The sequence below is a fragment of the Streptomyces sp. NPDC000348 genome (assembly GCF_042898795.1).
GTDB lineage: Bacteria > Actinomycetota > Actinomycetes > Streptomycetales > Streptomycetaceae > Streptomyces.
The window spans coordinates 367,964-381,104 of record NZ_JBIAZD010000007.1; the positions used below are offsets into that span (position 1 = coordinate 367,964).

11 protein-coding genes and 4 pseudogenes are annotated in these 13,141 nt (G+C 66.1%); 6 read left to right on the plus strand and 9 right to left on the minus strand.

Features of this window, described 5'->3' with window-relative positions; genetic code table 11:
* Positions 1 to 51: 51 nt before the first annotated feature.
* Positions 52 to 480, minus strand: coding sequence for a hypothetical protein (locus ACFY3N_RS17225; protein ID WP_390817501.1), 429 nt, complete (start codon positions 478 to 480; stop codon positions 52 to 54).
* 276 nt (positions 481 to 756) lie between these two features.
* Here ACFY3N_RS17225 and ACFY3N_RS17230 point away from each other — a divergent pair.
* Positions 757 to 1,005, plus strand: a pseudogene (locus ACFY3N_RS17230) (transposase family protein); the annotation flags it as partial.
* Positions 1,006 to 1,080: 75 nt separating this feature from the next.
* Here ACFY3N_RS17230 and ACFY3N_RS17235 read toward each other — a convergent pair.
* The 4 genes and pseudogenes from ACFY3N_RS17235 to ACFY3N_RS17250 all read right to left on the minus strand — a co-directional run.
* Positions 1,081 to 2,325: a DUF6236 family protein gene (locus ACFY3N_RS17235; RefSeq protein WP_390817502.1), complete on the minus strand. Its 1,245-nt coding sequence runs from the start codon at positions 2,323 to 2,325 to the stop codon at positions 1,081 to 1,083.
* A gap of 438 nt (positions 2,326 to 2,763) precedes the next feature.
* On the minus strand, positions 2,764 to 3,498 hold the full coding sequence (locus ACFY3N_RS17240) for an alpha/beta hydrolase (protein ID WP_390817503.1): 735 nt from the start codon (positions 3,496 to 3,498) through the stop codon (positions 2,764 to 2,766).
* 382 nt (positions 3,499 to 3,880) lie between these two features.
* Positions 3,881 to 3,961 (minus strand): annotated as a pseudogene (locus tag ACFY3N_RS17245) (HNH endonuclease); the annotation flags it as partial.
* A 188-nt stretch (positions 3,962 to 4,149) separates the two neighbouring features.
* A pseudogene (locus ACFY3N_RS17250) lies at positions 4,150 to 4,656 on the minus strand (transposase); the annotation flags it as partial.
* Positions 4,657 to 4,737: 81 nt separating this feature from the next.
* Here ACFY3N_RS17250 and ACFY3N_RS17255 point away from each other — a divergent pair.
* Together ACFY3N_RS17255 and ACFY3N_RS17260 are read left to right on the plus strand one after the other, a co-directional pair.
* Positions 4,738 to 5,043 (plus strand): hypothetical protein, encoded by a 306-nt coding sequence (locus tag ACFY3N_RS17255; RefSeq protein WP_390817504.1) that lies wholly within the window; start codon positions 4,738 to 4,740, stop codon positions 5,041 to 5,043.
* A 267-nt stretch (positions 5,044 to 5,310) separates the two neighbouring features.
* A complete protein-coding gene (locus tag ACFY3N_RS17260) occupies positions 5,311 to 5,844 on the plus strand; it encodes a GNAT family N-acetyltransferase (protein WP_390817505.1) in 534 nt (177 codons plus the stop codon).
* A 142-nt stretch (positions 5,845 to 5,986) separates the two neighbouring features.
* Here ACFY3N_RS17260 and ACFY3N_RS17265 read toward each other — a convergent pair whose 3' ends face one another.
* Positions 5,987 to 6,790 carry a class I SAM-dependent methyltransferase gene (locus tag ACFY3N_RS17265; RefSeq protein ID WP_390817525.1) on the minus strand — a complete coding sequence of 268 codons (804 nt, stop codon included), beginning with the start codon at positions 6,788 to 6,790 and terminating at the stop codon, positions 5,987 to 5,989.
* A gap of 316 nt (positions 6,791 to 7,106) precedes the next feature.
* On the opposite strand from ACFY3N_RS17265, the gene ACFY3N_RS17270 reads away from it, so the two are divergent.
* The gene (locus tag ACFY3N_RS17270; protein WP_390817506.1) at positions 7,107 to 7,862 is read left to right on the plus strand and encodes a transposase family protein; all 756 of its coding nucleotides are present in this window, start codon (positions 7,107 to 7,109) and stop codon (positions 7,860 to 7,862) included.
* A gap of 416 nt (positions 7,863 to 8,278) precedes the next feature.
* Positions 8,279 to 8,809: a hypothetical protein gene (locus ACFY3N_RS17275; RefSeq protein ID WP_390817507.1), complete on the plus strand. Its 531-nt coding sequence runs from the start codon at positions 8,279 to 8,281 to the stop codon at positions 8,807 to 8,809.
* Between the two features lie 46 nt (positions 8,810 to 8,855).
* On the opposite strand, the pseudogene ACFY3N_RS17280 reads toward ACFY3N_RS17275, so the two are convergent.
* Positions 8,856 to 9,632, minus strand: a pseudogene (locus tag ACFY3N_RS17280) (IS701 family transposase); the annotation flags it as partial.
* 218 nt (positions 9,633 to 9,850) lie between these two features.
* Between ACFY3N_RS17280 and ACFY3N_RS17285 the strand changes: the two are divergent.
* On the plus strand, positions 9,851 to 10,201 hold the full coding sequence (locus ACFY3N_RS17285) for a hypothetical protein (RefSeq protein WP_390817508.1): 351 nt from the start codon (positions 9,851 to 9,853) through the stop codon (positions 10,199 to 10,201).
* 57 nt (positions 10,202 to 10,258) lie between these two features.
* On the opposite strand, the gene ACFY3N_RS17290 is transcribed toward ACFY3N_RS17285, so the two are convergent.
* Both ACFY3N_RS17290 and ACFY3N_RS17295 read right to left on the minus strand, forming a co-directional pair.
* Positions 10,259 to 11,191, minus strand: a complete 933-nt coding sequence (locus ACFY3N_RS17290; RefSeq protein ID WP_390817509.1) for a hypothetical protein — start codon at positions 11,189 to 11,191, stop codon at positions 10,259 to 10,261.
* Positions 11,192 to 11,347: 156 nt separating this feature from the next.
* Positions 11,348 to 12,949: a pentapeptide repeat-containing protein gene (locus ACFY3N_RS17295; RefSeq protein ID WP_390817510.1), complete on the minus strand. Its 1,602-nt coding sequence runs from the start codon at positions 12,947 to 12,949 to the stop codon at positions 11,348 to 11,350.
* Positions 12,950 to 13,141 lie beyond the last annotated feature (192 nt).

Sequence of the window (13,141 nt, forward strand, 5' to 3'; positions counted from 1 at the left end):
GATCTCCCCTTACCTCTCCGATCTCGGCAATGATGGAGACCCAGTAGAACCTCAGATGTGATTGCGGTGGAGGATGGCACGAACAGCAGCTTCGAACTCGCGCACCGCCGAACCGTGTTCATCGCGAGCCGCAATCCAGGCCGAATCCTGCCCGTATGAATCCCGAAGCCGGTAATACGCATCCATCAGACGGGAAGCCTGAGGGCGAAGCTGCTCACTACCAGGAGTCATGAAGAACTGGGTCGTCACTTCATAGCGGAGAGGATCTGCAGCGGCCAGATCTGACATCGCTACACCAGCTATGGAGGCGTCAAGAATCTGCCCACACAGTCGGTTGTACATGGAGGAGAGTCGCACACTTGCTTCTACGAGTCGATTCACTTCCTCTTTGCGCCTTTCGACTCTACGCCGAATAAAATCACCCAAGAGAACCAGAGTTCCACCAAGAATTGCCCCAAGCAGTGTCAGTACACTTTGCACTTCGTCACTCCACAACGTATGTGTCGTCTCAACTGAATTGCAGGCTGAAGGTCCTTCTGCGACTCTCTGGCCTGTAGTGCTTTAAAAAATGAGAATGTGGTCAAGCGGATTCCGGCTGGCGGATCTGCCCTGTCACCTGCGAAGCTCCAGAGATTGAGCTGTTTCCAACTTGGCTGAGTGGCTGGCCGGTTGGCGCAGGGGTGGTGTCCGGGAAGAGGTGAAGCTCCTGGTGGACGGGTTGTCGACCAAGAGCAACCTGTCCGCCCGGAGCTTCACATGCTTGTCTACCCATCGGGGATCGATCTGTCCAGCTCGACCCTGCGGTATCCGTCCCGCCTGCTGGCCGCCCGGCGCTTGGAGCGGGACACGCGGTGGCGGCGGCGCCCCGTGGACCGGCAGGCACTGCTGGTGCTGGCCCACCTGCGGTGCTGACACAGCCACGCCCAGCTCGCGGCCGGGTTCGGTGTCGGGATCGCCATTCTCTACCGCTACGTCGCCGAGACGGTGGAGGTCCTGGCCGCCGTCAAGCGGCACTCGGACGAACTTCCCTTTCACCTTCCGGGGTGGAAGTGCCACTGGCGGCGCCCGCCTCGTCGCGCCTCACGCGAAGCGGGTGATCCGGCGGAGGAGGGATGGCGGTGTGAGACCGCGCTGGACGGCCAGGAGGTACGCGGCCGGGTTCTGCGCCTTCAAGGCTTTGGTCTGCTGGATGTGCGTGTGGCGAAGGTTTGCGAAGGTCAAGGCTGCCCCCACCGCGCCACCGAGCAGTGGGTGGCCGGCGAGGGCGCCGACTCCGCCGGCTGCGGCGGCCAGCGCGGGGATCTCGAACTTCACGTTGAGGGCGCTGTAGACAGTGTTGATTCCTTGTCCCTTCATGGCCGCCCGCAGTGCCTGCAAAGGGACTTCGAAGCGCTGTTCCACGGCCATGTGCAAGTAGCGTTCGCGTGCCTCGGGCAGGGTCGTCCCGGCCAGTTCCTGCTTCAGCAGGTCCACCGTCTCCGCCACTGTGCCGGTGAACGCGGCGAACTCGTCACGGTGGTCCTTGCGCAACTTGACGATCTTTTCGACGGGTACGTCCGTGAGATCGGCCGGGACGGCGATGCGGACGGCCAGCAGGCCGACGATATCGGCGGAAGGAGCGGACGGAAGGGGCGAGGTGGAAGGCGTGGGCGTGCGCAGGAGGACCTCGGCGATGCGGTCGGCGTCCCAGCCGTCCGACGCGAGGTGGGCGTCGGGCTGGTCGGTCGTGGGTGTATACCGGCCCTGGGCGGCGAGCGCTTCGACGAACGCGCACTTGTAGACCCAGGCGAGTGCAGCGTTCATGGTGACCCATCGTCCTTCCCTGAGTGACCGCCTTGCCTGGAGACCGGAAGCACGACGCCCGTCAGTGGCGAGACCGGTGGCGAACAGCGCCTCCCGTAGCTCAGGGGTGAACTCCTCCCAGTAGGCGGCTGCCGCCCGGGCCCGGTAGGGGTGCAGGGAGCGGCTGTCGCCGGACGAGGGTCCGAGCGAACGCGGGGACGCGGGATCGAAGGGCGTCGCCGTATGGTTGTATCCCTCTCCCCACGACTCCGACACGCCGTATCCCGCGGTGCGTAACGCATCCGCGTAGCGGTCGAGCAGGTCCAGGAACATGGGCGCCACCTGCCGCGCCGCGGAGGCTGGACCCACGTTCGTGACGAAGTCGATCTCCTGGGCAAGGACACGGGCGGTCCTGGAATCGGACAGCCGGTAATCCTCGGGGACGACTCGCGCCAGTTCCCGCCAGTAGAGCGCTGCGGTCTTCAGCCAGCCATCATCCCGGAAATGGATGTACGGATAGTACAGCCCGACATGTGGTAACAAGACGTTCTCCTCCCCGGCGGCAGCCCGTACGGCAGCCGCGCCCGGGCCACCGTAATGCGCAATGATCCTGCGTTGCCAGAACTGCCCAACGGGAGGCGCTCGTTGCGCAGCGAGACAGGCAGATGTTCCCCGACAGGCCGTCCACCACGGCATATTTGACGTCCTGTTCCACCCCGGGCTGGGGGATGCGGTCGAGAGTCTGTGGCCTACGGCCTGGACCCGGATGGTACGCCCGCAACGCCGTGTCAATGATCCACGCGCCACCCCCCATCGGCTCTATGCCCATTCCCCGCCGAGCTTCTACGGCGCGGCCGGCTGCTTTTGGGTGGGCTTGTCCCGGCGGCTCCTGGTGGCAGAGGAGCGCCGGGACCTGCCCCTTGATGAGCAGCAGCCTGGCCAACATGGCTCAGCGTCTGCTGATGGCCTAGCGACCCGGCCTTACTTCAGGTGCCGGGTGAAGAACTGGGCCGCGGCGTCCCCCGCGAACTGCGGGACGCCGGTGTGCCCGCCCATATTGGCGTACAGGGACTTCTCCTTGGAGCCGAAAGCGTCGAACAGGTCCAAAGCCGCCTGCCGATCGTTCCCTTCGTCGTCCCACTGCAGCAGGACGTGCAGCGGAATGGTGACCCGGCGGGCCTCATCGAACATGGCTCGAGGCACGGAACTTCCGGCGAAGAAACCGGCGGCCACGATACGCGGCTCGACCACCGCAAGCCGGATGCCGATGGAGATCAATCCCCCCGAGTACCCGACCGGACCGCCGATCCCGGGCAGCGACAGGAGGGCGTCAAGGGCGGCCTGCCATTCCGGGACCGCCTTGTCGACGAGCGGAAGGATGAGGGCGTCGATGATCTCGTCGCTGACCGGCCCGCCGGCTTCCACAGCCCGGCGCAGATCGGCACGGGCCCGCTCGGCGGCGGTCCATCGGGGCCGGTTACCGCTCCCGGGAAGCTCGATGGTGGCCGCGGCGAAGCCATCTGCCGCGGCGTTCCGGGCCCGCCCTGCCAGTCGGGGGTACATCTTGTGCAGTCCGAGCGGGGGGTGACCGAGCAGGACCAGCGGCGCCGGTGCGGATGCAGGCGTCCACAGGATGCCGGGAATCTCACCAAGGGTGAATTCGCGTTCGAGGACGCCGTCGTCGAGGCGCTGTTCGGAAGTGAAGTGAAGGGACATGGTCGTGCCTTTCGGGAGCGCTGTTGAACGGCGCTCCCGGACGACCTATCGCCCGACCATGACCCCGTAGGAGAGCACCCATGTCGATACGTTCACAGGTACCACCTCCTCGTTCTCTCGCACGGCCTCCGCGAAAGTAGCAGCCACCGCCGTGGTCCGCCCATCGGTTTTTGCGCGAGCTCCGTGGCCGGACGCCAAGGGGTCGGAACACCACACAGAACCGCGCTTGGGGCCTCACCGTGGCTTCCCGAGGCAAGACCGGCGACAGCCGGGCGCGCGGGGGCGCTGTCGTCTCTCATGAACATCGAACACGACGCTCCGCCGACGTCTCCCCATCCCATGTACCGGTGCTGTCGGCTCTCGGTGAACAAAGCCAGCTACCCCATTCTGCGGCGTAGCGGCAGTGGACGTCGGCAGCGGGCGGCAGCCACTGAGCGGGGTCCTGGCAGGCCATGGACCGGTTGGGGGTCTGTGGAGCGAACGGTGGAACTCGGTCGGTTTTCTTTAGCGGCGTCCGATGGTGAGCCGGCCGTCGAAGGTGATGTCGAAGGCTTGGAGTGCGGCCTTCCAGCGCATGGCCCAGCGTTTGCGTCCGGTGCCGGTCGGGTCCGGGCCCATGACGGCCAGGTAGACGCATTTGAGGGCGGCCTGGTCGGTCATGCCGGCCATCACGCTGTCGGTGATCGTGGAGATCGTGGACTTCGAGATCTCCGCTCCGTAGACCTCGGCGAGGTGCGCGGAGACCTCCCCGTGCGTCAGCCCCTTCGCCGACAGCGACAGGACCATTTCGTCCACCCCGCCCAGACGCCGCTGCCGCTTTCTGACCAGCTGCGGCTCGAACGACCCCGCCCGGTCCCGCGGCACAGCGATCTCGAGCGGCCCAGACTCGGTGATCACCGTCTTGGACCGGTGGCCGTTGCGGTAGTTCTCCCGGCCGCCCTCGGCCCGCTCACCGGGCTCGTGCCCCAGATGATCGGTGAGCTCGCCCTCCAGCGCAGACTCCAGCACCCGCTTGGTCAGCTGCTGCAGCAGACCGCCCTCCCCGGTGAGCCTCACCCCACCGGCCTGAGCCCGGGCCACCAACTCGGCGACCAGCTCGTCGTCCACGGCGCTCGCCCCATTCACAGCGGCCTTCCCGGCCTCGGTGTCATTCGTCACGTCAGTCTCAACTGTCGCTTCCAGCTCGAGAGTTACACCACTCACCGTACAGATCCCATTGCCCCCACGGCGGGGCCGGAAGTGGAGTTGAACGCTCGCGACTGGTGCGCGAGTAATCTTCATGAAGAGCGCATCGTCCAGGCACTGTGGGATCTGGTGGGACCCACCCCCACCAAGGTCAGGGCGATCCTGAACGACCTCGGTTATGTCGACGAGCGCATCCACGACCTCAAGCAGTCCGGTGCGACCACGCGGTTCTTCCTCGACCTGCGTGACAAGGGCGGACGGCTCTGCTTGGAGGGCTCGGCAGCCGGAGAGGAGACCGTCGTCGACAAGTGTGTGGCCCCTGTGACCGGTCCGTTCACGGCTGGAGAGCGGAAGCAGTGACCACCAGTCTGGTGTTGTCGGCGTGCATCGCTGCGGTTCTGGACCGAGTAATCAACCTTCAGCGAGACAAAGTGCACTTTGTCAGGCTCCGCTGAGATGCGCTCAAGGTGCAGTGCGACAGGGCAATGATCACGCAACGTCATGATTTATTACCGGCAAAGGCTCAGTGTGTGGCCCAGGCGGCTCGACGCGTCGTGGTTGCTGGAGCGGCAGCGCGGGTGAGCGCCGGATTACCGAGGAGACGCTCGCCTTCGGCAGGATGGGCGCATGATCGAGATCCACACACCCCGTCTTCTCCTCCGTAGCTGGCACGACGACGACCTCGCGCCGATGGCGGACATCAACGCGGACCCAAGGGTTATGCACTGGATCGGTGACGGCTCGGTGCGCGACCTGGACCACACGGCCGAGGCCATCGAGCGGTGGGAGGAGGAGTGGGACGAGGAGGGCTTCGGACTCTTCGCCGTCGAACTGCTGGCTTCGGGCGAACTGATCGGCTTCACGGGGCTGTCCGTGCCCGAGTTCCTGCCGGAGGTAATGCCCGCCGTGGCGATCAGCTGGCGGCTCGGCCCACAGTTCTGGGGCCAGGGATACGCGTCCGAAGCCGCGCATGCCACGCTGGAGTTCGCGCTCCAGGACCGTGGCCTGGACCGTGTCATCAGCATCAACCGGGTGGGGGACAACGCCTCCGAGAACGTCATCCGTAAGCTCGGCATGTTGCCCGAGCGGGAGACGGCGCACCCGGTGTACGGCTACCCCCTGCGCGTTCACGCCATCGATCTCACCGAGTTCCAGGCGTGAACCAGCCGAGCCGTCGACCACCACAAGACAGCCGACCACTGAGCTGTTTCCAACCTCCGCTTGAGCAGGTCAGATGCAAGGTGAGGACGGGCTGCAGGCGGTCGCGAGCCGGCAGGTCGGCAACGACAACGACGAAGGCGGATCAGCGCGCCGGCTCAGACGTGCCTCGCGCCTGGTCGCGGCTGGCGACCACCAGGTATCCATCGCTCTCGGGGTCGAAGGTGGTGGACTGCACCGTGAGCCCGACACTCCGCAACTGCGCCACAAGGTCCTCGTACCGGTAGGGCCAGATGGACAACCGCTCCGAGCAGGCTCGCACTGCCCCATCCGGCTCGATCTGGGCGACCACGATCTCGAGGAAGTGTTCCTGCTCCCAGCGCTGCTCGATCTGCCAGTAGTAGCTGACGACCGCATCGCGGTCGTTGCGGCGGATGAGTCGATCGCGGACGTCTACCCGTGAGCCGGCGGAGCGCACGAGCTCCCAGTTGCGTGAGTGGAGCACGAGGCGTCCGCCCGGATTCAGCAGCCGCGACATCGCTTCCAGTGCGGTCAGGCGCCCGGCTGCGCCCTCGGCGTGCCCCAGCGAGTTGCCGACGCAGAACACCAGATCGAACGTGGAGTCCTCCAGGTGGTCGGGCAGCTCGTCCCAGCTCGCGCGGAGGGCTCGAAGCGAGACACCCTGCTCGTCGGCGGCCTTCTCGGTCCGGCGAACCATCCCCTTGCTGGCGTCTGTGGCGACCACGTCAAGGCCAAGACTTGCGAGACCGACGGCGAGCTGGCCGGTTCCACACGCGCAGTCGAGGACGCGCGCGTTGGGCGGCAGAGAGCCCATGACATCGCTGTAGTAAACCGCGGCTGCCTTGGCGGGGGTCAACCTGTCGTCCCCGATCAGCCACTCGTATACGTCGGAAAGCGCCCCATAACCAGCCACCGCGATAACCTCCATCACTCGACAACGCGCGGGCTAGACCGCCCTGCGATTCGGGCCTTGCGCCTCGCACTGTGCCGGGCCGTGTCAGCGAAGCATTGAGCAGGACCCAACCACTTCCGGCCGCTGAGACTCCACCGGATTTCGTGGGAAACCGCGGCACGCCACACCGACGCAGGTCCCCACTCCACCAGCGCCCCATCGGCCACGATGGGGCAGTGAGCCCTTTTCAAGCTGCGGTATCTGACCGCGAGTTGGACTGTCCTGCGCAACGACGAAGCTCCTGGTAGACGGGTTCTCGACCAAGATCACCCTTATCCGCCAGGAGCTTCGCGTGCTTGTCTACCCGTCCTCGATTGATCTGTCCAGCCGCACCCTGCGGTTCCTGACCGGACAACTGACAGCCCGGCGGCAGGAGATCGGAACGCGGTGGCGGCGCCTTCCCGCCGCACGTCAGGCACTGCTCGCCCTGGCCCATCTACGGTGCGGTGACACCTACGCCCAGCTCGCTGCCGGGTTCGACATCGGGATCGCGACCGTCTACCGTTACATACGTGAAGCCGTCGAGGCCCTGGCCGTCCTCGCCCCGTCCCTGGCCGAGGCGATGAAGACGATCCGGACGAAGGCGTTCGTGATCCTCGACGGCACCCTGCTGCCGATCGACCGCATCGCCGCCGACACCCCGTACTACTCCGGGAAACACAAACGCCACGGCATGAACGTCCAGGTCCTCACCGATCCGTTCGGACGGCTGCTCTGGGCCTCGCCGGCTCTGCCCGGCTCGACTCACGACCTGACCGCCGCGCGGCAGCACGGCATCATCGAAGCCCTCGCCGATGCGGAACTCAAATGCTGGGCGGACAAGGCATATCAAGGCGCCGGCGGACCCGTCCGCGTACCGTTTCGGGGCCGCCGCCTCAAGCGATGGAAGCGTCGCCACAACACCACCCACGCCAAGATCCGCTGCCTCGGCGAGCGGGCCATGGCCACCATCGAGGGCTGGCGCCTCCTGCGGAAGCTCCGCTGCAGCACCAACCGAATCACCGACGTGGTGAAGGCCGTCCTCGTCCTTCACCACGCATCAGCGTGAGGCTGGAAAAGGCTCAGTCTCTCTTCAGGATCGGTGTGACGATTCCCCAACGCACTCTGACATGACGGCATCAAGCGGGAGTTCTGTTTGAAGAACACGCCAACGAGTTCGTATGCCCAGGCCTCAGCCGGGACTAGTACTCCAGCCGTAGATCGTGATCTTCATTGACCTGCCGCAGCGAAGTTTGAGCATTCTCATCGAAGGCTGGGCAGAGCCTTCAAGTTTTGGGCGATCGACTCTTCGACGCCCACGAAGGGGGCTGCCTGGTGTGCAAGTTCGTCGCGACCCCAAGCCGCGAAACTCCACCCTCATCATCTCGGAGGCTGACCTTGCTCCACCGCGGGGCGGACGCGGGGCGGGACAAGGCCAGCCTCCGAGTTGATCCGCGTCGCCGTGCCTCACGGCAGGGTGGATGCATGACGACGACAAGGCACTCCCACCCGGACTCCGAAGCGACGGACCCCGCACAGCACAGCGTGCCCGCCTGGGCAGAGCGCGTCGCGCACGCCATCCCTCTGGTTGTACTGCCCGTCGGCATCTGGCGATTACCAATTGGCTTCGGGTACGGCATGGGCGGAGAGCCCATGCCCCCTGCCTGGTACAACGCCCCTTACGTCATCGGGCTGACGATCCTCACCGAAATCCTCGCGCTGCTCAGCTTCGGATTGGTCCGCCGCTGGGGCGAGGTCGTTCCCCACTGGGTGCCGAGGCTGGGCGGGCGACGCATTCCGCCGGCCGCCGCGATCATCCCCGCAACCTTGGGCGGCCTCTTCTTCACCGCGCTCTGCATCCACTGGCTGTACGAAGCCGCTACCGCCGGCACGGCGGCCTGGCCGTACGACGAGGGCTGGGATGTCCTCGCGATGGCCATGAGCGGGCTGATGAACCTGTGGGGTCCACTGCTTCTGGTCCTCACGTATGCGTACTACCGACGCCGCCGGACCTGATCCCAGTCTTCGGCGAGAACGCTCAACCTTCGCAGCGAGAGATCATTCATGCCTGAATTGCAGCTTGCCGCCGGTAATGGTTGGCCTGGGCTCGGGCCTGGTGGCGGCGTCTCCAGTCGGACCAGCCGAGCCGGTGGGAGAGGTCGGTCAGCAGCCGGACGGTGACGGCGAGGAAGGCATGAGCGAGCATGGCGAGGGTGACCCAGCGGCTCCAGAACGGGTAGCGGCGGACCTGGTGTTCATCGAGTCCGGCCAGGCCCTTCTCGGTCTGGAAGGTCTCCTCCACCCGCCACCTGCATCCGGCAGTCCTGACCAGGGTGCGCAACGGGACCCGCACGGTGGAATGGCAGCGGTAGTAAGCGAGTTCGCCGGTGGTCCGGTTGCGTCGGAGCAACAGCTGACGGTGGCCTGGTGCCGGGTCGGTGAGGTCGATGACGGCCCAGTCGTAATAGCGGTGCCCCTTCGCGCCGCATCCGGCGGACAGTTTCTGCCAGGCCCACTGCGGGAGTTTCCTGGCCAGCGCGTCGGCGCGGAACTTTCCTGCGCCGGTGGTCACATCAGCCGAGCAGGCCACCGCGAGGACATGGCCCAGGCCACGTTTCTCCAGGGCCGCCCGCAGTTTCGGGTTGCCGCCGTAGACCTCGTCGCCGGTCACCCAGCCAATGCGGTGCCCGGCGTCCAGAAACCGCTCGATCATCGTGCGGGCCAGCTCCGGCTTGGTCGCGAAGGCGGCACCCTCGCCCAGCCCCGCCGCACGGCAGCGATCCGGGTCCGAGGTCCACGAGCGAGGGACGTACAACTCCCGGTCCACCGCCGCTGATCCCGCCGCGGCACCGAGGCGAACACATCGGCAACGAACTCCGCCAACTCACCCCGGAGCCGTTCCACCTCCCCCAGCCTCATACCAGGACGATGCCCACCACCAGGGAAGATCACTCAACGTAACGAAGCACTACTAGGAGTTCTCTTACGGATCACTGGCGGGACGCGATCGCAGGACCTGCCGACACTGGCGGAACTGCTACCTGTGACGATGCGTCTGTGAGCTATGACCTTGCTATGTGGGACGGCGACCGTCCGTTCGACAACCGCCAAGCGGGCTTGGTGTACGACGAGCTTTACGAGCGCTACCTGGAGTCGGACGATGCCGTCGTGTCTCCGACACCGCGCGTCGTCGCATATGTGGAAGCCCTTGTCGCGCGGTACCCAGATGATGTCGACCGCAACGTCGTGTGGGCGTCACCACCGGTCGTCGATGAGGCATCGGGTCCGATCGTGTACCTGCTCATGTCCTACGGCAAGGCCGGGGAAGTGTCCGAGTACGCCGCTGAACTGGCCCGCGAGCACGGATTCGTCTGCTTCGATCCGCAAGGAGAATGTCTCCGCCCCTGAGAGTTCGCGCGGATAGGTCGCGGGCGTCGGGCGGTTCGTGTGTCCTATCGGCAGGACTCAGGTACGAAGCCAGTCCTTGCCGAAGGTTACCTCGCGTGCGATGCGACGCCACTGGCCTTCCCCTCCGGGCAAGGGCCAGGCCCAGGTCGGTTGTTCTGCGGTGTTCGCATCGTGGAGGAGGCGGACGAGCTGTGGGCCGGCGGTGGCGGCGCCGTCCGGGACGGTGGGACCATGGACGGCGCGGAGTCCGGCGAAGCGTTCCAGCTCGTACTCGTAGAAGCCCACAGCGTCATCGATACGTGTGGCCAGGTCATCGCGCGGCATGGTGCGGTGCAACTGCAGCAGCGGAGGCTCGATGGACTCGGCGATCGCCGCGGCGAGTCGTGCGTGACCGTCCAGGATCAGATGACAGTCCAGACCACTGACCCACCACAACAGAATGGGTGGGAGCGTCCCCTCGCGGACCTGCTTGCGGTACGCCTTGACTCGGCTGTCGCCTGGGCCGGGCATTGGCCGCAGCGGCAGGACCTCGAACGACGTGGAGTGGAAAAACCAGTCGATGTATCCGTCCGGATGGCCCTCGACGAGCATCGAGCTCCAGTACTGGGCATGCGAAGTGGCAGCGTGACGCCAGCGCAGGAGCGGGCTCTCGCAGGAGAGCAGCCATCGGCCCTCGTGCAACGGGCTGCCCGGTGAGTCGATGAGGTAGCGCGCGAAGCGGTGAGCCCACCGTTGCGGGCTGCCCGACAGGGCACGCCCCACGTCGGCGCGCAGCGGTGGGACAAAGGAGCGGTATTCGTCGGTACGCCAGAAGTCCACGCCTTGTAGGGGCTCTTCGACCACGGCGAGCAACACAGGCCTCGACAACTGGGAGACCAGCAGCCGTGGTCCAGCAGTGAAAACGCACAGTTCTGGCTGGTGGCGGTCCTGTAGGTCCAAGGACAGGCCCACCCATGTGCCGTCGTCCCGCGTGACATCGCTGCGCTGCATGTCAAGAGCGTAGACGGCGACTACGGGGCGCCGATGATGCCCTTGGTCGGTCGATCCGATCCGCACCCTCCACAAGCGGGTGGCCCGGCTGGAAACACTCGCGGTGCTCGTTGAAGTTTTCCGCTTACTTGAACGCCGGACCGCGTGAGGAGATGGTCAGCGTTTGATGCGGCTGCGGACGGCGAGGATGGCCAGGCCAAGGAGGACGGGTTCGGCGAGCCGGGAGGTCATCTCGGTATAGGTGCCGGTGGTGGTGAGGTCTTGCCCGGAAGAGCGGAAGACCACAGAGTTGATCACCACCCGCAGACTCTTCTCGAACCGTTCAGTGGTGATCCGCTCGGTCAGCGGTCCGGTGGGGTTGACCGGGTCGGGGGTGTCGGTGGTGAGGATGGCTTGCTGTCCGACGGAGACCTGGCGGCCGGTGATGGTCGGCTTGGGGTCGTCGGCGGGCAAGCCCCACAGCGTCATCACCGCGATCGTGACGGCCATCGCCGCCACCAGCCAGGTCAGTGCGCGGGTGGCGCGCAACCCGTACCCGGACAGGGCCCAGTAGATTTTCAGCAGTGCGCGCTCGCCCCAAGGGCGGGTGGCGTCGTGGCGGCGCATCTCGCATTCGCCGTAGTAGAAATCGGCGGCGTCCGGCTCGTTCTTGCCGTCCTCCAGCGACTTGCGCAGTTGCCGGTACAGCGCCGCCACCGCCGCCGGCTTCAGATCGGGAGCGTCCTGCGGCGGGCTGGCCCAGCCCAGGGTGGTGGCCCGGTCGGGGTGGCGGGCTGCGCGCACCCGCCGGTGATGCTCCTCGGTCAACGTGTTGCGTCGACTCCACCGCCAGGGAAAACGCCAGCTCCAGCCGGTGGGGGTGGTGGCGAAGGTGCACCAGCCATCGACTCTCAGCTGATCGAGGTGGATAGCACCGGCGAACCGACACTTGCTCAGGTCGATGTCATGCAGCGCCAGGTGCGCGGCATCCACTCCGCCCACCGACGCCAGACGCACGCCGGGCTCCAGGCCGGACAACTCTGTTTCCGGCGACACACGACCCGGGCTGGGCAGGGCAAAGGGGGTAGGGCGGGCGGCGACCAGCACCGGGTACTCGAAGACCGCGTCCCTCAGGTCCAACTCGGCGTAACGCAGGTGCAGCGTGGCGGTCGATGCCCATCGGGTGCGTGCACAGCGAATCCGGCGGGCGGCAATCTCAAACGTCACCGGTTGCTGGAATACCGCAGCGTCCAACACCACCCGCTTGCCGCACACCAGCGGCCCCAAGCGCGACGCCGATGTGAACCGTGCTTCGCCGAAGCAGACGTCGCTGGAGAAGGACGCCCCGCCGAACCCCGCGTTGCCGGCGAAGGACACTCCGTTGAACCCGGCGTCGCCGAAGAAAGACGCCCTGTCGAAACCAGCGTTGCCGGAGAAGGTCGCCTCGTTGAACTGGGCGACGCCGACGAAGGACGCCTCGTCGAACCGGGCGACGCCGATGTGGGGCTGACCGGTGGTGGAGTAGTCGCATAGGGTAGCGAGTAACTGGTGTAGCAGTTCGGTAGTGAAGGGGGTGCCGCGGTAGTCGATGTCGGCACCGGGTGACAGTGCCTCGAGGTGGGCGGTGCGGTCGGCCTTGTTCAGGTGGGCCAGACAGGCGGTGTGGTCACCGACGTGAATGCCGCGGCAACCGACCGGATCGGCCGAGGTCGCGCCGTGGCCGCAGTGCGGCCAGGCCGGCAGTGCGCTGGACGGCGGTTGGGATGCAGCAGTAGTCACAACCCAAGGACGTACCGGTGCCGTCGGACGGTTGCCGGATCAGGTCTCAAGGCTACTGTGCCGTCCGGTATCCGCCTTGGTTGTGTGGGGGGGGAATAAAACGCGTAATAATGCCCCACCAAAAAAACCGGGGGGTGGGGGGGGGGGGGGGCCGGCAATAAAGATGGGAGCCAACCCACAACCAGGGGGGTT

Coding starts and splice junctions, on each gene's coding strand:
- ACFY3N_RS17275 (WP_390817507.1), top strand. CDS start 8,279: ATGACGACGACAAGGCACTCCCACCCGGACTCCGAAGCGACGGACCCC.
- ACFY3N_RS17240 (WP_390817503.1), bottom strand. CDS start 3,498: ATGTCCCTTCACTTCACTTCCGAACAGCGCCTCGACGACGGCGTCCTC.
- ACFY3N_RS17265 (WP_390817525.1), bottom strand. CDS start 6,790: ATGGAGGTTATCGCGGTGGCTGGTTATGGGGCGCTTTCCGACGTATAC.
- ACFY3N_RS17260 (WP_390817505.1), top strand. CDS start 5,311: ATGATCGAGATCCACACACCCCGTCTTCTCCTCCGTAGCTGGCACGAC.
- ACFY3N_RS17290 (WP_390817509.1), bottom strand. CDS start 11,191: ATGCAGCGCAGCGATGTCACGCGGGACGACGGCACATGGGTGGGCCTG.